Origin of the sequence: Litoreibacter meonggei, from assembly GCF_003663885.1 — a bacterium.
Taxonomy (GTDB): Bacteria; Pseudomonadota; Alphaproteobacteria; order Rhodobacterales; family Rhodobacteraceae; genus Litoreibacter; species Litoreibacter meonggei.
The window spans coordinates 449263-468218 of the sequence record NZ_RCCE01000001.1; the positions used below are offsets into that span (position 1 = coordinate 449263).

The window sequence follows — 18956 nt, forward strand, 5'->3', positions numbered from 1 at the left end:
ACCCAAACGCGACGGCGCATGTATGCAAAGCCTCTTGCTCCACGCCGTCGTTGCCGTAAACTAAACCCCGGACTTGGGGGCGCGAAACAAATCTCTACACGTTTTGACACTGACGCGAAACGCGGGCTGACTCTGATCAGCCCGACGGCCATTTACGTGTTGCTGCTGCTCGCCGTGCCTTTGGCGACCATCGTTGCCTTCAGCTTCTGGTCGCAAGACTTTCTGAGCATCGACCGCACCTTGACCCTCAAAAATTATCGCGAGGCGTTCACCGACCCGATCTACCGCGTGTTCCTGCTGCGCTCGTTGTGGATTTCCGGCGTAGTGACTGTGGTCACGGTCGTGTTGGCCTTCCCCATCGCCTATTTCGTGTCCTTCCACGTCCCACCCGAGCGCAAGGCGCTTTGGATATTCCTCATCACCATCCCGTTCTGGACCAGCTACCTGCTGCGTGCGTTCCTGTGGAAGGTGATCCTTGGCTTCAATGGCGTGCTGAACTCCGGCTTGCTGGGTCTGGGCCTGATTGACGAGCCGCTAACCTTCATCCTCTACAACACCAACGCCGTGGTAATCACGCTGGCCCATGCCTTCGCACCGTTTACCATCCTGCCAATCTATGTGGCGCTGGAGAAAATCGACCGCTCGCTGCTGGAAGCCTCGCAGGACTTGGGCGAAGGCACCGCGCGCACCTTCTTTCGTGTGACCCTGCCGCTGGCTATGCCGGGCGTTGTCGCGGCAACCTTGATCGTATTCATCCCGACCATCGGCGACTACGTCACCCCGCGCCTTGTGGGCGGACCAGACGGGTTGATGATCGCCAACATGATCCAAACGCAATTCCTGAAACTGAATAACGCGCCCATGGGCGCCGCACTATCAGTGCTGGCCATGGGGGCCGTGACGCTGATTTCGCTGATCTTCCTGTTTGCGAACAGGAGATTCCTGAAATGAACTGGCTGCGCGTCTATGCCATCGTCTACTTGGTATTCTTGTACCTGCCGGTGCTGCTCCTGCCTATTTTCTCGTTCAACGACGCCACGGTTATCGCCTTCCCCCTGCAAGGGTTCACCACCCAGTGGTTCAAAGAGCTGGCCGGAATTGACGCGCTGCATGGTGCGTTAAAGAACTCGCTGTTCATCGGGATCGTGTCGGCAACCCTGTCCACAATCCTTGGCATTTGCGCAGCCCGCGCCTCTACCCGCTACCGCTTTCCGTTCAAGGCCCCGATCATGGGCGCGATCATGCTGCCCTTGGTTCTGCCAGAGATCATCGTGGCGGTCTCCCTGCTGGTGGTTTTGATGCAGCTTGGCTTCTCGCTGACCTCGTGGACCGTCATCATGGGCCACACCCTGATCTGCACGCCCTTCGCCATCGCGATCCTTAGCTCCAGCTTTCAAGGGCTGGATCAGTCGCTGGAAGAAGCCGCCGTCGATCTGGGCGAAACCCGTTGGGGCGCGTTCAGCAAGATCATCCTTCCGCTGGTCACCCCCGGCATCGTGGCGTCCTTCCTGATCGCGTTTACCATCTCGATGGACGAGTTCATCATCGCCTTCTTCCTGACCGGCGCGGACCCGACCCTGCCCGTCTACATCTGGTCACAACTACGCTTCCCCAAACGCCTGCCCTCGGTCATGGCCCTTGGGACGTTGTTGATCGTGGCCTCTCTGGTGCTGCTCAGCATCGCCGAATATTTCCGCCGCCGGGGCATCCGCCGCACCGGGGCTAAAGACAGTGGAGGGTTCCTGTGAGCTCCATCATCTCGCTTTCCGGCATTCAGAAATACTATGGCGACTACCACGCCTTGCGCGGCATCGACCTAGAGATAAAGCAAGGCGAGTTCTTCTCGCTGCTCGGCCCCTCCGGCTGCGGCAAGACCACGCTGCTGCGGGTGATTGCCGGATTCGAGGACGTGTCCGAGGGGGTATTGCTCCTTGACGGTGCCGACATGGCTCGCGTGCCTGCGAACAAACGCCCGACCAATATGGTGTTCCAAAGCTACGCCATCTTCCCGCATTTGACTGTTGGCCAGAACGTGGCCTTCGGTCTGCGCAAGAAGGGGCTGTCCAAGGACGACATGGCCAAGGCCGCGGCGGAGGCGTTGGAGATGGTCGGCCTCGCGGGCTATGGCGACCGGGCAGCGCATGCGCTGTCGGGCGGGCAGCGGCAACGGGTGGCGCTGGCGCGTGCGTTGGTGCTGAAACCCAAAGTGCTGCTGCTGGACGAGCCGCTCTCTGCGCTCGACAAAAAGATGCGCGAGCAGATGCAGGGCGAACTGCGCCGCTTGCAACGCCAAGTGGGCATCACCTTCATTCTGGTCACCCACGACCAAGAAGAAGCGCTGATTATGTCGGACCGTATCGCCGTGATGTTCGAGGGCGAGATCGCACAAATGGCTTCCCCGCAAGAGTTATACCGCCGCCCCGCGACCCGCCGCGTGGGCGAGTTCATCGGGGTCATGAACTTCCTGGAGGCCAAGCAAACCGCCGCCTCCGAAAAAACCATCAGTTTCGATGTCGAAGGGCTTGGTGCGGCTGAAATCAGGATCGACCAATTCCCCGAAGGTGCACGCGCCTCTGCCGATGTGGTGGGGCTGCGCCCCGAGGCATTGTCGATCCTGTTCGAGGGGCAAAAATCCACAGGCCGTGTGGCGGACGCCACCGTTCAAGACCTCGCCTATTACGGCGACATGACCTATTACGAGGTGACGCTGGAAGGCTCGTCAACGCCCGTCACCATTTCCATGAAGAACCTGATCTCCCGCCCCGTGCTGGAGCGTGGCACAAAAACACGGGTTCAGTGGGACGAGCGGTCGCTGGTGATCTTCGCCGCTTGACCTTCGCGCATTAGGCCGCCATTTACCCCCTACACATAACCCGCAACCGGGCGTTCCGTGGGCGCCAAACTGACGAGGAGCCTATACAATGGCCTCAATCTCCCTGACATTTCCTGACGGCAATTCGCGCGACTATGACGCGGGCGTAACGCCTGCCGAGGTCGCCGCTTCCATCGCATCGTCGCTGGCCAAGAAGGCCATTTCTGCGACTGTGGACGGCGCGCACTACGACCTGCAATGGCCGATCAATGCCGACGCCTCCATCGCGATCAACACCATGAAAGACGAGGCCCCTGCGCTGGAGCTGATCCGCCACGATCTGGCGCATATTATGGCCCGCGCGGTGCAAGAGCTGTGGCCTGACGTGCAAGTCACCATCGGCCCCGTGATCAAGGACGGCTGGTATTACGACTTCAACCGCGCGGAGCCTTTCGTGCCCGAAGACCTTGCCGCCATCGAGAAGAAGATGCGCGAGATCATCAACAAGCGCGACGCCGTGCGCACCGAAGTCTGGGACCGTGCCCGCGCGATCAAGCATTACGAAGACAAGGGCGAGCCCTACAAAGTCGAGCTGATCGAAAGCATCCCCGGCGACGAGCCTCTGCGCATGTATTGGCATGGCGACTGGCAGGATCTGTGCCGCGGTCCGCACTTGCAGAACACCGGCCAAGTGCCTGGGGATGCGTGGAAACTCATGTCCATCGCTGGTGCATATTGGCGCGGCGACAGCGACCGCGCACAGTTGCAGCGCATCTATGGCGTGGCGTTCCAGAACAAGGAAAAGCTGAAGGAACACCTGCACTTCCTTGAGGAAGCCGAGAAGCGCGACCACCGCAAACTGGGCCGCGAAATGGACCTCTATCACATGCAGGAAGAGGCCCCCGGTCAGGTGTTCTGGCACCCCAACGGCTGGACCATCTACACCACATTGCAGGACTACATGCGCCGCAAGCAACGCGCGGGTGGCTATGTTGAGATCAACACGCCTCAGGTTGTCGACCGTAAACTTTGGGAAGCCTCAGGCCACTGGGATAAGTATCAGGAGCATATGTTCATCGTCGAAGTAGACGAGGATCACGCCCGCGAAAAATCCGTAAACGCGCTGAAGCCGATGAACTGCCCCTGCCATGTGCAGGTCTATAACCAAGGGCTAAAATCCTACCGCGACCTGCCCTTGCGCATGGCCGAATTCGGCTCGTGCAGCCGGTATGAGCCCTCCGGCGCGCTCCACGGGATCATGCGGGTGCGCGGCTTCACCCAAGACGACGCGCATATTTTCTGCACGGAAGAGCAGATCGAAGCCGAATGCGCCCGCTTCATCGAATTCCTTGCCTCGGTCTATAAAGACCTTGGGTTCGAGAAGTTCGAGATCATGTTCGCCACCCGCCCCGAAAAACGGGTTGGCACGGAAGAGTCTTGGGATCACGTTGAAAATGCTTTGGAAAACGCAATCAAAGCCACCGGTAACGCCTACACGCTGGACCCCGGCGAAGGCGCGTTTTATGGCCCAAAGCTGGACTTCAAACTGACCGACGCCATTGGCCGAGAATGGCAATGTGGCACATTCCAAGTGGACCCGAACTTGCCGGAACGCCTTGATGCCAACTATGTTGGCGAGGACGGGGCCAAGCACCGGCCCTACATGCTGCACCGTGCGACGCTCGGGTCTTTCGAGCGATTTATCGGAATCCTGATCGAGAACTCCGCTGGGAAATTGCCCTTCTGGTTGGCGCCGCGTCAGGTGGTTGTGGCCTCCATCGTGTCAGATGCGGACGCCTATGTTCTTGAAACCGTTGAGAAACTGAAAGCTGCTGGTATCCGTGCCGAGGCGGATATTCGCAACGAGAAGATCAACTACAAGGTGCGCGAGCATTCGGTTGGCAAGGTTCCGGTCATCCTCGCAGTCGGCAAGAAAGAGGTCGAGGACGGCACGGTTACGCTGCGGCGTCTGGGCGAAAAGCAAACCTCCGTCGTGGCGACGGATGGGCTGATTGCCGACCTGAAGGCCGAGGCCTGCCCGCCTGATCTTAAGTAAGCGCGGCCTGTACGTCCTTGCCCCAGCCCAAGTAAAGCGTCCCGTTATCAATCACGGGGCGCTTCATCAGGGTTGGGTGTGCCGCGAGTTGGTCCAGCGGGTCTGCGGCGCGCTCGGCTTCCGTCATGCCGCGCCACGTGGTGGAGCGGGTGTTGACCAGATCGGCCCCGAACGCGTCCAGAAATCGCTGCAACTCGGCGCGGTCCAAAGGGGTCGCACGGACGTCGATGAACTGCGCATCCGGCAGGGCTTTCAGCGCCTTGCGGCAGGTGTCGCAGGTCTTGATGCCATAGAGTTTCATGCGGTTTTCCCTTCTGATTCCTTAGGTTTTATGGGGTTTGTCACAAAAATTGTCCAGAATTCGCCGATCTGAAATGTTTGAAGATCAAAGACTTACCTAACGTAACTTCGCCGAAAACGGGGGCATTAACTTCTGTCATTGAAGTTTCAAAAACCTTGCCTAATCTATTGATTGTGAGACAGACTTTAGTTTCGGCCTACTTCTACGGATGCAGACGCCTAACTTGAAGACACTGCTGCACCACCCCGTCGCATACCGCGGACGGAGACTAGAAGGAGACACGGAATGGCCACTGGCACCGTAAAATGGTTCAACACCACCAAAGGCTTCGGCTTTATTGCACCTGACGATGGCGGCAAGGACGTCTTCGTCCATATTTCCGCGGTCGAGCGCGCTGGTCTGACCGGCCTGCGCGACGATCAGAAGGTTCAGTACGAAATGATCGAAGGGCGCGATGGGCGGGCTTCGGCTGGGGATTTGGTTGCCCTAGACTAGGTTGCTAAAGCGTTAAAGATCGCCGCCGGGGCGGTCTTTATTTACCTTGGCTTGCGGCGTCGGCGGGATGCACCTGCGGCGCCCAACAAGATCACTCCGCCCCCCAGAAGTACGAGGCTTGGCGGTACGGGCACCACGCCCAGCGCGGGCAGGCCTGCGACTGAATAGTCCAGAATGTCGAACTGAATGTTGCGGATGATAAAGTCGTTGGTCCCGACCCACTCGGCTGCGATGTCGCCGCTAAGGCCTGTGCCGAAGCTCAGGAACGTCCCGCTGGTGAAGTCGGTGGATTCAAACTCTGCAGCGCCGGTGGCGAAATCCAGAAGCTCGAAATCGAAGAAATCCGTGTATAGGCAATCGTAGCCACCAAACTGGCAAGCGACTGAATTGGCTGTGTTATACCGGCTCCCGAAGGTCAAGTCGAGCGTGAGCAACCCGCCGACTACATCGCCGTTGGACAGCCCGAAATAGGGCGTCTTGGCTGCACTGGGTGGCTCGATTGGCGGGTTGACGCCGCCGAAGGGGATATCGTCGGTCAGCTGCGTAATTTCGGCAGAAAAATCATAGCTTAGCGCGACGGTCTGGCCGATCAGGCTGGCGGGGACCGGTGCGGCGCAGAGTGGTGCGGATGTCAGGGCGCAGAGGGTAAGAATTTGGGGATAAAAATGCTTCATGATAGCCACCTAAATTGAGGGATCAGTGGCATGATTGGACGGGAGAGCCGCGCCGTTGTCAAAACCACGCAGGCGGCAAATTGCCAGTTCTCTGGCGGAAAATTGCCCATAGGCGATCTTTGGGAGGGTCGGGTAGAGATTAAGGGACAGTTAATCCCCGCCCCGCCAGCGCGCGTTCTGGCCGGTTTTGCCCCGATTATCTGCCGTCGGCACAGCGTCGGCATTGCGTCGGCAAACTGTCGGACACTATGAGCGGCGCGTTCAGCGGTGGAAGCCCGCAAGCATGTCCATGTAAGTCGCTCCAAACGGGGCGAGCGCCTCGCGCACAGTGGCATCGGCCGGCCCATAGACGGTGAAGCGTGTGGGGGCAAAGGCGGCGAGGAAGCGGCCTGCGAACTTATCGCCGAAATTGCCCAGATGGGTCATTACGGCGGCGTTGTCGGCGTAGCGTTCCAGCACCGTGACCTTGGAGCCGTCATCATTGGTGAAATATTCGTAATGCAGCGCGCCGGGTTCGTCGGCTTTGGTGGCCGAGACCATCTCTTTGAGGAGCGCGCCAACTTGCCCCACTTGGCCGTCCTGCACGTCCATCTCCAGCACCCATTCGATTACGTCGCTCATTGATCCGTCCTCCCAAGGAATGATGCGAGGGAGGCTAGCAGGGTGTGGGGAGGTTTACCTAGGGGAATGTGATTGGGGAAGCTACGCAGCGCCCATCCCGTAGGGGCGGTTCGGGCGCGGTACGATATTTGATCGTACGAATTAATCAGCTATCTTCCTCTGAAGCTGTATATCCGATTTTTGGCGGCAGCTCTGACATCGCGTAGTGGACGAATTGTTGACCTAAGGCAGTCAGTTCATACCCTTCCTCTCGGTCAAATGCAGAAACCATTGTGCTGCCACCACTCCCTTTGGGACGGGGTTTCTTCTTGATGAAATTTCCCCTGTAGTCGGTTTCTCTGTGCTGGCGAATAATAGACCCCATCGAAAGATCGCGGATCAAGAGCTTAAACAGATCTGCATCAGCTGAATCTTCCGGTACGCGATCACGGCCGACTTTGTCCCAGATGGCTCCTCGGGAAACGCCGTCAGAGTTGTAGATTGCCGCGATAACTTCGAAATGAAATGGAGAGTATAGGCCCAGCCAGTCTATGAATAGACGGACTACATCGTCACTCGAAACGGACGAGGCAGCGGCATTAGAAAGCAGGTTTCTCAATAGTATTCTTTTGTCTTCGCTCTCGGCTGCTGGCCACTCGCGAAAACTCTTCTTTACTAAGCTCTGAAAGGAAGTTGACGTAATGCGATCTGATATTTTCTGATCATGGAGATCAAGTCTCGCTGTGATTTCAATGATCGTTTTTTCTTTTTCACGAATTTCATCGTGAAGCATATCGATCCAATTTTTGAGAAATTCGTTTGCTTTTGCTTCCTCTTGTTCTCCCCAATAGCCCGCAGCCGCAGAGAACAGGCCGCCAGCAAATGGAACCGCTCCTAAGGAATTGAGCACAGCCCGACCAGCCTTTCCTCGTCCCGAAGTGGGAAGGTTTTCTGGTAAGTCTAGGTCTTGATCCTCGTCGCTCAAGCTTCAACAACCCCCTGAAACTCCCGCCACTCCCCCTTGGACATGCCGGAAGTTTCCTGTGTGACCTCCTCGCCCTTGAGCATCCGGCGGACGCAGTCGACGGCTTTGCCGCTGAGTTGCGCGCCGCCCAAGCGGTAGTCCTCGAAGGCGGAGTATGCGGCGGGGACCCAATCGGCGACGATGTTACAAATCGCGTCGGCGTAAACCCTTATTTCATATTGTGCATGGCTATCTGCACGCAGGCGCAAGAAGTGAAACAGATTGTGGAGGTCCACCTTCCAGTACCATTGAGTGTAGATGTTAGCAGGCAGGTTCATGCGGGCCAGCTCGCGGGCGAGACCGTCTTGGCCGTCGTCGGAGATCATCGCCTCGTAGTTGTCGTAAGCGCGCGTGCTGTCGGCCTTGAGGATTTCGAGGACGCGGGCGGCCTCCTCCCCTTCGAGGATTTTGCCGCGGCCTTGGTTGTTCACCACGCTTTGCGCGTTGATATGCTCGGGCGCGGGAATGTAGAACTCGCGGTCGAGGATCGAATAGCGGGCGGAGTATTCGTTGACGTTGGCCGTCCGGTGGCGGATCCACTGGCGGGCGACGAAGACGGGCAGTTTGACGTGCAGCTTGATCTCGCACATCTCGAAGGGCGTCGAGTGCCAGTGGCGCATCAGGTAGCGGATCAGGCCTTCATCGTTTTGCACGGACTTGGTGCCCTTGCCGTAGGAGACGCGGGCGGCTTGGCAGATGGCTGAATCGTCGCCCATATAGTCGATGACGCGGATGAAGCCGTGGTCGAGCACCTCGTGGGCCGTGTAGAGATGCGCCTCCATCCCCGGCACGGTGGCACGCATGGTGGTGTTCTGCTGGGACCGCGCGTCGGCGATTTCCTGAGCTTGATCTGGGGAAATGGGCATTGCGGCTCTCCGGCGTAAGGGGATTCGTGGGTTGAGGCCACATATTGCGTCACAAGGGGGCTTCGCATCAAGATGATGTTAGCGTTATCCACAGGGTAATCCCAATTCACCCCCCGATCTGGCGATTGTTTAGCAACACTCCACAATTTCACCCCCTACCCCCAAGCTGCGCCGTTGACTTTTGGTCGCCACCAACGGATTTTCTGTCAAAACGCGCCGAGGGCGCATATTCGGGCAGTGAGATATAGCTATGATCCTTAAATCCGCCGTGAAGGCCCTTGGTCTCCTTTCCATCTCCGCGCTGATCGCTTGTGGCGGCTCTGGATCCAACCCGCTGACGGGGGGAGCGGCGGATGACGGCGTGATCACCGATCCGGGCACCGACCCCAGCACCACCGACGCCGCGTTCTTGTTCGACTCCGGCAAAAACCTTGTGGCCAACAGCTTTATATTCACCCCCGGCACCACGCCGGGAACCGGCACGATCTCCATCAACAACCTGCCCTTTGACGGTGTAAGCTCCCAAGGCGGCGCGTATACCCCGCGCGCAGGTGTCACCCTGCCGAGCGGCGAAGTTTACCAAAACACCCCGAGCAGCGCCGCAGAAGACCCCTATTTCGCGGTGGTCCTGACCTCGCCCAACGGCACGGGCGCCCTTGTCGGTGCTGTGGCCACCAACGTTTATGCCGGTTCCGGCTATGGCGGTGCTTATGCCAGCCGGACCAGTCGCGGCCTGCCCGCCACGCGCCCACAGGCCTACATTTATAACGGCTCATACAACGGCATCCGCGTGCTCCGTCAGGCCGTTGCCGGATCGCCCAACAATACCATCCAGCTAACCACCGGCAATGCGCAGGTAAACATCGACCTTCAGGACTTCGACTCAGGCTCTATTCGCGGCCTTGTGACCGGTCGCCGGCTATATGATCTGAACGGCAACTTCATCTCCAATATGGACTCGTTCGAGTTGGTTATTGCCGACTTGGATCCGGTGACATTGACAACCATCGACGGTGTGACCAACACGGCCAATTCCACGGGTCTTCGTGCCCAAACCGGTACGTGGACGGGCCTTGTGTCCGGCCCGAATGGTGAGGAAGTGGTTGGGTTCGTGCTGCTGGAAGGCAGCATCTCGGACCGCGATCCGAGCTTCGACACCAACCTCGCAAACCCGGTCGTCACAGGACGCGAAACCGGCGGCTTTATCGCGACCCGATGATTGGTGCGGCGAGGCGTAAGACCTTGCCTGCAATGGCAGGGTTAGGCTGCGCAGTTGCGTTTTTCTGCGCTGCGCTTTCACCGGTGAGCGCACAAACGCAAATCGACCTCGACGATGCACGGCTACTGGCGTTCAAGCTTGTGGCTGCTGGCCAATATGACACTGCCGCCGAATTATCGCGCACCATATTGCAGAGCGATCCACGGGATCAGGCGGCCTTGCTGGCTTTAGCACAAGCCGAAAGTGGTGCAGGACGCAACGGAGCAGCCATCAAGGCAGCAAAAGCCGCGTGGCGGGTATCAGATACCGAAGCGGAGAAATATTCTTCCGCAATTGTTGCGGCACAAGCTTTCAGCACTGATGGCAAACAACAACGTGCGCAATTCTGGCTCAGACGCGCGGCGCAGAACGCCCCGAACGACACCTTTAAGGCCCGTGCCAAGCGGGACTTCAAATATGTGAAATCGGTCAATCCACTTCAGGTAAATTTGCGATTTTCGATTACCCCCTCCTCCAACATTAACAACGGCTCAAAATCTGAAACAGTGGAGGTTGCCGGGCTAACCATCGCCTTGCGTGGAGACGCGCGGGCGTTGTCCGGTATCGAGTACAACGTCGGCGCAAGTCTGTCCTATCAGCTTCCCAAAGTGGGCGCTTGGAACTTAACTGCGTTCACCAGTGTCGATGCCAAGTATTTCTCTCTTTCGTCAGGAGCGAAATCCTTGGCCCCGACGGTCTCCGGTTCTGATTACGCCTTCCAAGAGATCGAGGCCGGATTGCGGACCTTTCGAGCAGATGAAGACGGCGAGGCTGCGACTTGGGCCAGCATAAAAGTTGGCGCGAACTGGTATGGCGGCAACGCACTCTCCAACTATCTGGGTGTCGGCATCGGGCGTCGGATCAAAGCCGGTGCGCGCTCCAGCCTGTCGTTCAGCGCGGATGCAGAGCGTCAGTGGCGTCAGGATTACGATATCCGGTCCGCAAATGTCCTAAGCCTGTCGGTAACTTGGGCGCATGACCTATCCAAAGGCGGGGTGTTATGGGCAAGGGCCCATGTCAGTGACACCGCGTCCGACTCCATCGTTGTAGCCCACGACGCCATTGGTGCGACCGTTGGGTACGCCCATGACAAACCCATCTTCGGGGACACCAAGCTGGAGTTGTCTTTGGGTTATCAGGTAAAGAGCTTTGATCGCGCCGCTGCGCCCTTCGCGCGACGTGTGGACGACACGGTCAGCGCCTCGGCGACGATGATCTTTAACAACCTCGATTATATGGGGTTCGCGCCCACGGCCGAGATCAGCGCCAAGCGCACGACGTCTACACTAAATCAGTTTAGCCTCGACGACCTTGGGGTGAAAATCGGTTTGCGTTCCACGTTCTGACATGACGCAACCCCGCATCCCCACCACCCGCCGACTAGAGCGATTTCTCGGCGACCTCGTCCGCACTCGGATGCAAGGGGCCATGGGCGAATTGCTCATGTTTTTCCTCAAGCAGGGCTGGGCGGCACTGTTCGGCTTATTGTTCATTATTGCCCTGATCGGCACCAAGCTGGTCTGGCAGGACGACTGGGCGCTGCAACGCTATGACGGGTTGTTTATCTTCGCCGTGACCACCCAGATTGCCATGCTCTATTTCAAACTGGAGACATGGGACGAGGCCCGCGTGATCTTGCTGTTCCACCTAACCGGCACCGCGATGGAGCTGTTCAAGATCCGCATGGGCAGCTGGTCCTATCCCGAGCCGGGGCTGTTCGTGCTGGGTGGGGTGCCGATGTTTTCGGGGTTCATGTATGCCTCCATCGGCAGCTACATCGCGCGGGTGATCCGCATCTTTGACATGCGCTTCGCCCCCTACCCGCCTTTGTGGGTAAGCTTCGTGTTCGGCGCGGCGATTTATGTGAATTTCTTCGCGCATCACTACACGATCGACATCCGGCTTGGACTGTTCGCTGCTTCGTTGATTCTGTTCGCCCGCACCCGCATTTGGTTCTACGCAGGACAAACCCCGCGCTGGATGCCTATGCCTTTGGCCGCATTCCTATGCGCCTTCGTGGTGTGGATAGCCGAAAACGTCGGCACCATGACCGGCACCTGGATTTACGCGGGCCAATCAGCGTTACAGATGGTGAGCTTTTCCAAAATGGGGTCTTGGTACTTGCTGCTGTGGGTAGCCTTTGTGACCGTGACCTTGGTTTCGCGCGGGGCGTTATCACGTGATCCCGTACAGCCAAGCGTTCGGTCCTCGCCATCCGCGCAAGAAGCGCTAAACTAAGGGCGACCGCAAACGAGGAGCCCCCAATGAAAGTCGAATTTCTGCACACCATGGTCCGCGTCAAGGATCTGGATAAATCCATCCAATTTTACAAAATGCTTGGCCTGATCGAGCGTCGCCGCATGGAGCACGAGGGCGGGCGGTTCACGTTGGTATTCCTGTGCCCACCGGATCAAGCCGACGGGCGTGCGGATGTGGAGTTGACCTACAACTGGGATGGCGATGACGGCTTGCCGTCCGACGGGCGCCACTTTGGCCACCTCGCCTACCGCGTCGAGAACATCTACGAGATGTGTCAGCAACTTCAGGACGCGGGCGTGACGATCAACCGGCCACCGCGCGACGGGCATATGGCGTTTGTGCGCTCGCCCGACAATATCTCGATCGAGCTGTTGCAGATGGGCGAGGCCCTGCCCGCACAAGAACCGTGGGCGTCGATGGAAAACACCGGCCATTGGTAAAAGCCGCACTTTTGGCCCTGGCCTTGCTGTCTGGCGGGGCCGAGGCCGCGTGCCGCCAAGCCTTGGCCTTGGGCTTGGACATTTCCGGCTCGGTTGATGCGCAGGAGTACCGGCTGCAACTGGACGGCTTGGCAGCGGCGCTGCTGGCCCCAGATGTTGCGCAAAAGGCGTTGGCCTCACCGGAGACGCCCGTATTTATCACCGTTTACGAGTGGGCCGGACAGACCAAACAACGGGTTTTGGTCACGTGGACGGCGCTACGCTCGCAAGCTGATCTGGCGCAGGTCGCCTCCACGTTGCGCGCCACGCGGCGGCTGTCGCGCAAAGGTGCCACAGCCATTGGCCGCGCCATGGAATATGCCGACGCCCTGTTCCGGCAAGGCCCCGACTGCTGGGCGCGCACGCTGGATCTGTCGGGCGACGGCAAGAACAACAACGGCCCCACCCCCGAGGTGATCCGCAAAAATTCTGCATTTGATCAGGTGACGATCAACGGGCTGGTGATTGGCTCGGACGACACCGTTGGACGTGACGAGCGCCAGATGGAGATCATGGATCTGTCGGCCTATTACCGCAGGCGCGTGATCCACGGCCCCGACGCCTTTATCGAGGTGGCGTTGGGTTTCGAGGACTACCAACGCGCGATGGAGCGCAAGTTGCTGAGAGAGCTGGAAAGCTTGGTATTCGGAGCGCTGGATGTGACCCCTTAATACGTGACTTCAGCAGCAGGATTTGCCCTCTTGGATCGGCGGGCATGGCACCGTTGCATAGGAGCAGAAAACACAGCAATCCCCGTCGAGCGGTTTGAGAACTATGTGGCAGGCGCTGCATTCATAGAACCACTGGCAGGCATTTGTTGGCATCGTCTCGGTTGCGACATTGCCGCAGCTGGGACAGGTAAGCGTGGATTGCAGAACTACTTTTGTTGCGTTTGTCGCCATAGGGCATACCCCGTGAGACATAGAAACCCTGCCAATACGGGCAGCAAAACGGCGTCGTTGTAGACCACCCCAAGCAAACCGGTCAGACCTAACGCGCCAAAAGCGAGCGGAAGCAGCGGTGTAAAGCAGCACAAGGCGGCAAGGATCGTCCCACCGACACCAAGCCCGAGCAGTTTGTTTTTCATGCGTTTGGCCTCCTGGCATCACCAAGACTAACGACCACGATGATCGGCTAACTGGCGCTCAAACGCGATGGAAAACGGCATCGCACACGACAAGTTGTCCATCACGAGCGGCCCCGCCCACTTTGATCTTGAGCAAAGAGGCACCGCCTTTCCTCTGTTATTTGTTGCTGTGACGTCAAACTGAACGCCTTGGGGGACACCCCAGCGGAGGAGGCCCATATGACTGTTTTAATCATCTATGCGACCGTAGAAGGACAGACCGGCAAGATCGCCCGGTTTATCGAGGAACAAATCGAGAAAGCCGGCCACGGGACACATGTGGTCGATGCTACAAACAAGCTGGTCGATGTGTCTTTTGACGGCGTGGACAAAGTCATTCTGGCAGCCCCCGTGCATGAGCGGCGGCATCCCAAGCCGTTCGAAACGCTGGTCACATCCGTGCTCAACGAACTGGAGGAGCGGGACACGTTATTGCTGTCGATCAGCATGAACGCGGCGTTCCCCGAAGGTCATGCGGAGGCTCAGGATTATGTTGACGAGATGATGCTGCGCACGGGGGTGAAACCCGACACCGTCGCGCTGGTCGCAGGCGCTGTGCGCAACCACCGCTACGACTACTACGCCAGCCAAGTGCTGCGCCATGTGGTGCTGCGCGACCGCGAGTTCGATCCCGGTGCGGAGAGCCACGAGTTCACCGATTGGGACGCATTAAAGGCCACCGTGGCGGGATTCATCGACGCCCCTGCGAGCGCCTAGAGCACTGGTCACTTGGGGTCGTCCTGTGTGAACAGCGAAACAACCGCAGGAAGTCGCTCCATCATTTCCATAAAAATGGGAGGTGGCGAGGCGTCAATCTCGGGCATTGTTGCGACTTTGAAGTGCCAAACCTCGAAAACCCGCCCGTCGCGATGCGTAAGGCGCAAGTTGCAAAAAATCTCGTCGCGAAGCGTAAAGTCAGCGCACCAGGACGACATGTGATACCCGCTGGCTAGATAACCGCGCGTTTGTGCAAACTGCCAAACATTAGGACCATAAAGTTCCGAGCGCGTTTGACGTAAATGCGATGGATCACCCTCAGTAACTTTGGGTGTAGGCGGGCCAAGCCAAATGTTCATCCGTTCTGTTCCGAACGAGAGTCGATTGATTGTTGCAAATGATGCGAGGTCCAAGTCTTCTGCAACCAGAGCGGCGGAGCCATCTTTGATTTTTACGAAAGAGACATCCCCGCGATCGGTAACGTCTTCCTTGCAGAAACCCAAATTTTTAAGGCCCGCGAGTACCGGTGGATAGTGCTGGGACTCCCTCCGAGGATCATCCTTCGCCGGTAAATATATTCTGAACAGCAAGTTAGCCGGAAGGCGCAATGTCTGGCCGCGAAAGGTAACCTCGACCTTTGGCACATAGGTGCAGGCGTCTCGTATCTCCTGCATCCGTTCTTCTTGAGTTGGCTGAAACGAACAGAAAGACAGAGCCCCAACGACCAAAACGAACGGCGCTGCGATTAGAAGGCGTAGGGCAAGTTCCCAGAGAAAGCGCAGGATCAACATCATTTTGGCTTAGCTAAACTGATGGGGTGGATGGCTCCTGCTCCAATCGGCGTCGCAATGCGCCATACTGTAGATGTCCATATCTGCTTATAGGAGGAGCCACCCAATGCAAGTTACCACAATCGGCCTTGATCTGGCCAAGAACGTCTTTCAGATTCATGGGATCACTGAAGCTGACGAAGTTGCGTTCAATCGCCCTTTGAGACGAGCGCAGTTGTTGCCTTTCTTTTCCAAGATTGAACCCTGTCTGATTGGCATGGAAGCTTGCAGCAGCGCGCACCATTGGGCACGCGAGTTGACGAAGTTTGGTCATGAGGTTCGGTTGATCCCACCGATTTATGTGAAGCCATACGTAAAGCGCGGCAAGTCTGATGCCATTGATGCAGAAGCCATTTGTGAGGCAGTTACCCGACCCACAATGCGGTTTGTTGCGATCAAGACGGTCGAACAGCAATCCTCATTGTCAGTCCACCGAGCGCGGAGCCTCTTGGTTCGCCAGCGCACCCAGTTGATCAATGGTCTACGCGGAATGGTCGCCGAATTTGGTGTGTATATCGCGCGAGGCCTCGCTCGGATCATCGGTTTTGCTGAGGACATATTGGCTGGCGAAGTTCTAGACCTGCCTGATATCGCGAACGAGGTGATCCACAACATGTGCGAACATCTTATGGCATTGCATGCACGCGTCCGCTGGTATGAAGATCGCCTGAAGCAGGTCGCAAAAGAAGATGTGCGGGTGCGGCTGTTGCGTACGATCCCAGGCGTTGGTGCTGTGACCGCGTCCGCGATTATCGCCAGCATTGGTGACGGACATCAGTTCAGTAATGGACGTGAGTTTGCCGCTTGGCTGGGTCTGACGCCCGCAAACAAGTCCAGCGGTGTAAAGAGAAGCTCGGGCGCATCACAAAGATGGGTGATCAATACTTACGATCCTTGTTGGTCGTTGGCATGACATCGCTCGTCCGACAGACCAAGTCGCATCCGGAACGGGCAAGTAAGTGGCTGACGTCGTTGCTGGAACGCAAACCGGCACGCGTCGCAACTGTCGCCATGGCCAACAAGACCGCTCGGATCGTATGGGCAGTTTTGACGCGCAACGAACCTTACACACCGCACACTGCCTAAGGGAGAAAGAACAACGAGTTAGCAAGACCTGCGAGATGATGGTGCATAAATCTGCCGCCAAAACCAAGACACCCCGTCGAATGTCCCGGGCGCAACTGCCCGTTAAGCTGTAAGGGACTTGGTTTGCGGAACCCATCAGGGCCAGCGGTCAAAACCGCGCAAACAGGCCGGACACATGACTGCTTCTGACAAATGCACAAATCGGATCAAAAAAGTCTTGCTATGCAGGAGCCATCCACACACGACATTCGGGCCAGAATTTGACCCCCTTGGTGGAATATCCTGTCTTCTTAAGACATCCCTAAACCGGAATAAGCGCAGCCCCGACGCGGCGGCCTTCGGAGAGCAGCACGTTGTAGGTTCGGCAGGCGGTTGGGGTTGCCATCAGTTCCACGCCGATTTCTACCTCGTCCAGCGCGTCGCGCAGGGCTTTGGGGATGTGTGTGATCTCGGGGCCGGTGCCGATGAACAATACGTCGAGCAGCTTGGCGCGGCTCAGGATCGTTTCACGGTCGTCGAAGCCGCCCCATGCGAAGCGCTCGGTCGGGAGCAGCAACTGGCCGCCCTGCACCACCTCGCCGCCGATACGAAAGAACCCCGGACCGTAGCCGTCAATCGGGGGGGCGTTGTCATAGGTGATTTCTGTCAGGCGCATGGTGTCAGTCCCAGAGTGGCAGGCCCATAAGGATGGCCGCCGCGATTATGGCATAAGCGATATTGCGGTAAAACACCTCAAAACGCGGAATGAAGATCGCCTGCCCCAACTTGGCCCCGATACCGTAAGGGATCAGCAGGATCACCCCGAGGATAATCGCCTCGGTGGTCAGAATGCCTTGCAGCGCCATGCTGGGGAGCAGCAACAGGCTGCTGATGGTCAGGAACACCAGTGAGTTGGCGCGGACCCGTGCGACCGGCTCGGAGCCGCTGAGCTGGAAGAGCAGCATCACCGGCCCCAAGAGCCCCGTGGCCCCGCCGATGAAGCCTGTGGCGACCCCGATGCCCGCTTGCGTGCTGCGCAGTGACGACAGTTTTTGCCGCCAACCGCTCATCAACGCGGCAAGTGTTATCGCGGCCACGATCAGCACCGCCCAGCGGATATGGGTGATGTCACTGGTGCGCAGCAGGTAGATGCCGATGGGCGCACCGAGCACGGAGAACGCGATCATCGTCAACACGGACGGTCGGTCCATCTGCGGCCACGCGCGTGGAACCAGCGTGACCAAGGACGCGAGGGCGGAGACGGAGAAGGAGGCGACCGCAAGCTCCGGCACCCAGAAGATCGTGGCGACCGGCATGAAGATCAGCGCCGCGCCGAAGCCTGCGAAGCCGTAGACGATGCCCGCGATGATGGTGATGCAGGTGACCCAGCCCAAGCCCGGTTGGGCAAGGGCCGGAGCCAGAAAATCAAGCATCAATGTTGGCGTATTGCCCGCCAGCGTTCGGGTCTTTCTTCGACCAGTCGCGCTTGACGCCAAGGAACAACAGGATCGTGGAGGCCACGAAGATCGACGAGTATGTCCCGACGATAATGCCCCAGATCATCGCGAAGACGAAGCCACGGATCACGTCGCCGCCCAGCACGAACAGCGCGATCAGCGCCAAAAGCGTAGTGACCGAGGTCATCATGGTGCGCGACAGGGTTTCGTTGATCGACAGGTTCAACACCTCGGACAGGTCCTTGGTTTTGTATTTGCGCAAGTTTTCGCGAACGCGGTCGAAGACCACCACCGTATCGTTGATCGAATAGCCGACGATGGTCAGCAGGGCTGCGATAATGGCGAGGTCGAACTTGATTTGCAGCTCCGAGAAGATGCCAAGCGTCAGCACCACGTCATGCACCAATGCAACCACGGCACCGACGGCAAACTGCCACTCGAAGCGCAGCCAGATGTAGATCAGCACGGCGGTGATGGCCATGATAACGGCGATGGCGGCAGTCTGGATCAACTCGCCCGAGACCTTGGGGCCAACGGATTCGACCGACGGGAAGGTGATCTGCGGATCAATGGTTTGCAGGGCCGCCTCGACCGCGGCGATGGTTTCTGCCGTGACCGACTCGTCGCCCTCTTGAGCTTCGATGCGGACCATGGCGACGTTCTGGTCATCGGCGAAGGTCGGATCGAATACCTCGGTGATTGACACATCGCCCAAGCCCGCAGGCTCCAGCGCTGCGCGATAGGCCGCGACGTCGACGGGTTGCGCGCTTTCGGTGCGGATCGTTGTGCCGCCCCGGAAGTCGATGCCGTAGTTGAGGCCTTGGATCAGGAAGGACGCGAAGCCGATCACGATCAGCAACGCAGAGATGCCCAGCCAGAGTTTCCATTTGCCGAAGAAATCCCAAGACGTCTCGGAGGGGACGAGTTTCAATCGCAT

22 protein-coding genes and 1 pseudogene are annotated in these 18956 nt (G+C 58.2%); 12 read left to right on the forward strand and 11 right to left on the reverse strand.

Features of this window, described 5'->3' with window-relative positions; genetic code table 11:
- Positions 1–18 precede the first annotated feature (18 nt).
- The 4 genes from BCF46_RS02125 (at position 19) to thrS (ending at position 4868) form a co-directional block, all read left to right on the forward strand.
- Positions 19–951, forward strand: coding sequence for an ABC transporter permease (locus BCF46_RS02125; RefSeq protein WP_121021251.1), 933 nt, complete (start codon positions 19–21; stop codon positions 949–951).
- Complete coding sequence (locus BCF46_RS02130) at positions 948–1748, forward strand: ABC transporter permease (RefSeq protein WP_121021253.1); 801 nt, start codon at positions 948–950, stop codon at positions 1746–1748. The genes BCF46_RS02125 and BCF46_RS02130 overlap by 4 nt, the downstream gene beginning before the upstream one ends.
- A complete protein-coding gene (locus tag BCF46_RS02135) occupies positions 1745–2833 on the forward strand; it encodes an ABC transporter ATP-binding protein (RefSeq protein ID WP_121021255.1) in 1089 nt (362 codons plus the stop codon). Before BCF46_RS02130 ends, BCF46_RS02135 begins: the two co-directional genes overlap by 4 nt.
- A gap of 88 nt (positions 2834–2921) precedes the next feature.
- Complete coding sequence (gene thrS / locus BCF46_RS02140) at positions 2922–4868, forward strand: threonine--tRNA ligase (protein WP_121021257.1); 1947 nt, start codon at positions 2922–2924, stop codon at positions 4866–4868.
- On the opposite strand, the gene BCF46_RS02145 is transcribed toward thrS, so the two are convergent.
- Positions 4861–5169 (reverse strand): arsenate reductase family protein, encoded by a 309-nt coding sequence (locus tag BCF46_RS02145; protein ID WP_121021259.1) that lies wholly within the window; start codon positions 5167–5169, stop codon positions 4861–4863. The two genes, thrS and BCF46_RS02145, sit on opposite strands and share 8 nt — an antisense overlap.
- A 285-nt stretch (positions 5170–5454) precedes the next feature.
- On the opposite strand from BCF46_RS02145, the gene BCF46_RS02150 reads away from it, so the two are divergent.
- Positions 5455–5664, forward strand: a complete 210-nt coding sequence (locus BCF46_RS02150) for a cold-shock protein (RefSeq protein ID WP_121021261.1) — start codon at positions 5455–5457, stop codon at positions 5662–5664.
- A gap of 41 nt (positions 5665–5705) precedes the next feature.
- Here the strand turns inward: BCF46_RS02150 and BCF46_RS02155 are convergent, their stop codons facing one another.
- The 4 genes from BCF46_RS02155 to thyX all read right to left on the reverse strand — a co-directional run bounded on the left by BCF46_RS02155 (position 5706) and on the right by thyX (position 8828).
- On the reverse strand, positions 5706–6338 hold the full coding sequence (locus BCF46_RS02155) for a hypothetical protein (RefSeq protein WP_121021263.1): 633 nt from the start codon (positions 6336–6338) through the stop codon (positions 5706–5708).
- A 261-nt stretch (positions 6339–6599) separates the two neighbouring features.
- Complete coding sequence (locus BCF46_RS02160; RefSeq protein WP_121021265.1) at positions 6600–6959, reverse strand: putative quinol monooxygenase; 360 nt, start codon at positions 6957–6959, stop codon at positions 6600–6602.
- Positions 6960–7104: 145 nt separating this feature from the next.
- Entirely contained in the window at positions 7105–7923 is an 819-nt protein-coding gene (locus tag BCF46_RS02165) for a hypothetical protein (RefSeq protein WP_121021267.1), read from the reverse strand.
- On the reverse strand, positions 7920–8828 hold the full coding sequence (gene thyX / locus BCF46_RS02170) for an FAD-dependent thymidylate synthase (protein WP_121021269.1): 909 nt from the start codon (positions 8826–8828) through the stop codon (positions 7920–7922). Before thyX ends, BCF46_RS02165 begins: the two co-directional genes overlap by 4 nt.
- A 250-nt stretch (positions 8829–9078) precedes the next feature.
- Between thyX and BCF46_RS02175 the strand changes: the two genes are divergently transcribed.
- The 5 genes from BCF46_RS02175 to BCF46_RS02195 all read left to right on the forward strand — a co-directional run bounded on the left by BCF46_RS02175 (position 9079) and on the right by BCF46_RS02195 (position 13495).
- The gene (locus BCF46_RS02175) at positions 9079–10047 is read left to right on the forward strand and encodes a hypothetical protein (RefSeq protein WP_121021271.1); all 969 of its coding nucleotides are present in this window, start codon (positions 9079–9081) and stop codon (positions 10045–10047) included.
- Positions 10048–10130: 83 nt separating this feature from the next.
- Positions 10131–11432 carry a surface lipoprotein assembly modifier gene (locus tag BCF46_RS02180; RefSeq protein WP_170157839.1) on the forward strand — a complete coding sequence of 434 codons (1302 nt, stop codon included), beginning with the start codon at positions 10131–10133 and terminating at the stop codon, positions 11430–11432.
- A 1-nt stretch (position 11433) separates the two neighbouring features.
- Complete coding sequence (locus BCF46_RS02185; RefSeq protein WP_121021275.1) at positions 11434–12324, forward strand: DUF817 domain-containing protein; 891 nt, start codon at positions 11434–11436, stop codon at positions 12322–12324.
- Between the two features lie 26 nt (positions 12325–12350).
- Positions 12351–12785 (forward strand): VOC family protein, encoded by a 435-nt coding sequence (locus BCF46_RS02190; RefSeq protein ID WP_121021277.1) that lies wholly within the window; start codon positions 12351–12353, stop codon positions 12783–12785.
- Positions 12752–13495 carry a DUF1194 domain-containing protein gene (locus BCF46_RS02195; RefSeq protein WP_245989715.1) on the forward strand — a complete coding sequence of 248 codons (744 nt, stop codon included), beginning with the start codon at positions 12752–12754 and terminating at the stop codon, positions 13493–13495. Before BCF46_RS02190 ends, BCF46_RS02195 begins: the two co-directional genes overlap by 34 nt.
- A 9-nt stretch (positions 13496–13504) precedes the next feature.
- Here BCF46_RS02195 and BCF46_RS19900 read toward each other — a convergent pair whose 3' ends face one another.
- On the reverse strand, positions 13505–13747 hold the full coding sequence (locus BCF46_RS19900; RefSeq protein ID WP_425454402.1) for a GDCCVxC domain-containing (seleno)protein: 243 nt from the start codon (positions 13745–13747) through the stop codon (positions 13505–13507).
- A complete protein-coding gene (gene merF, locus BCF46_RS02205; RefSeq protein WP_121021283.1) occupies positions 13702–13911 on the reverse strand; it encodes a mercury resistance system transport protein MerF in 210 nt (69 codons plus the stop codon). Before merF ends, BCF46_RS19900 begins: the two co-directional genes overlap by 46 nt.
- Before the next feature lie 219 nt (positions 13912–14130).
- Here merF and BCF46_RS02210 point away from each other — a divergent pair, with 219 nt between their 5' ends.
- Positions 14131–14667, forward strand: coding sequence for a flavodoxin domain-containing protein (locus BCF46_RS02210; RefSeq protein WP_121021285.1), 537 nt, complete (start codon positions 14131–14133; stop codon positions 14665–14667).
- An 8-nt stretch (positions 14668–14675) separates the two neighbouring features.
- Here the strand turns inward: BCF46_RS02210 and BCF46_RS19675 are convergent, their stop codons facing one another.
- A complete protein-coding gene (locus BCF46_RS19675) occupies positions 14676–15461 on the reverse strand; it encodes a hypothetical protein (RefSeq protein ID WP_121021288.1) in 786 nt (261 codons plus the stop codon).
- A 103-nt stretch (positions 15462–15564) separates the two neighbouring features.
- On the opposite strand from BCF46_RS19675, the pseudogene BCF46_RS02220 reads away from it, so the two are divergent.
- A pseudogene (locus BCF46_RS02220) lies at positions 15565–16583 on the forward strand (IS110 family RNA-guided transposase).
- Positions 16584–16884: 301 nt separating this feature from the next.
- Here the strand turns inward: BCF46_RS02220 and BCF46_RS02230 are convergent.
- Genes BCF46_RS02230 through secF form a run of 3 tightly spaced genes read right to left on the reverse strand, consistent with a single transcriptional unit; the run spans position 16885 to position 18956 of the window.
- On the reverse strand, positions 16885–17238 hold the full coding sequence (locus BCF46_RS02230; protein ID WP_121021290.1) for an Mth938-like domain-containing protein: 354 nt from the start codon (positions 17236–17238) through the stop codon (positions 16885–16887).
- A 4-nt stretch (positions 17239–17242) separates the two neighbouring features.
- Positions 17243–17995, reverse strand: a complete 753-nt coding sequence (locus tag BCF46_RS02235; protein WP_121021292.1) for a sulfite exporter TauE/SafE family protein — start codon at positions 17993–17995, stop codon at positions 17243–17245.
- Positions 17988–18956 (reverse strand): protein translocase subunit SecF, encoded by a 969-nt coding sequence (gene secF / locus BCF46_RS19905; protein ID WP_245989717.1) that lies wholly within the window; start codon positions 18954–18956, stop codon positions 17988–17990. The genes BCF46_RS02235 and secF overlap by 8 nt, the downstream gene beginning before the upstream one ends.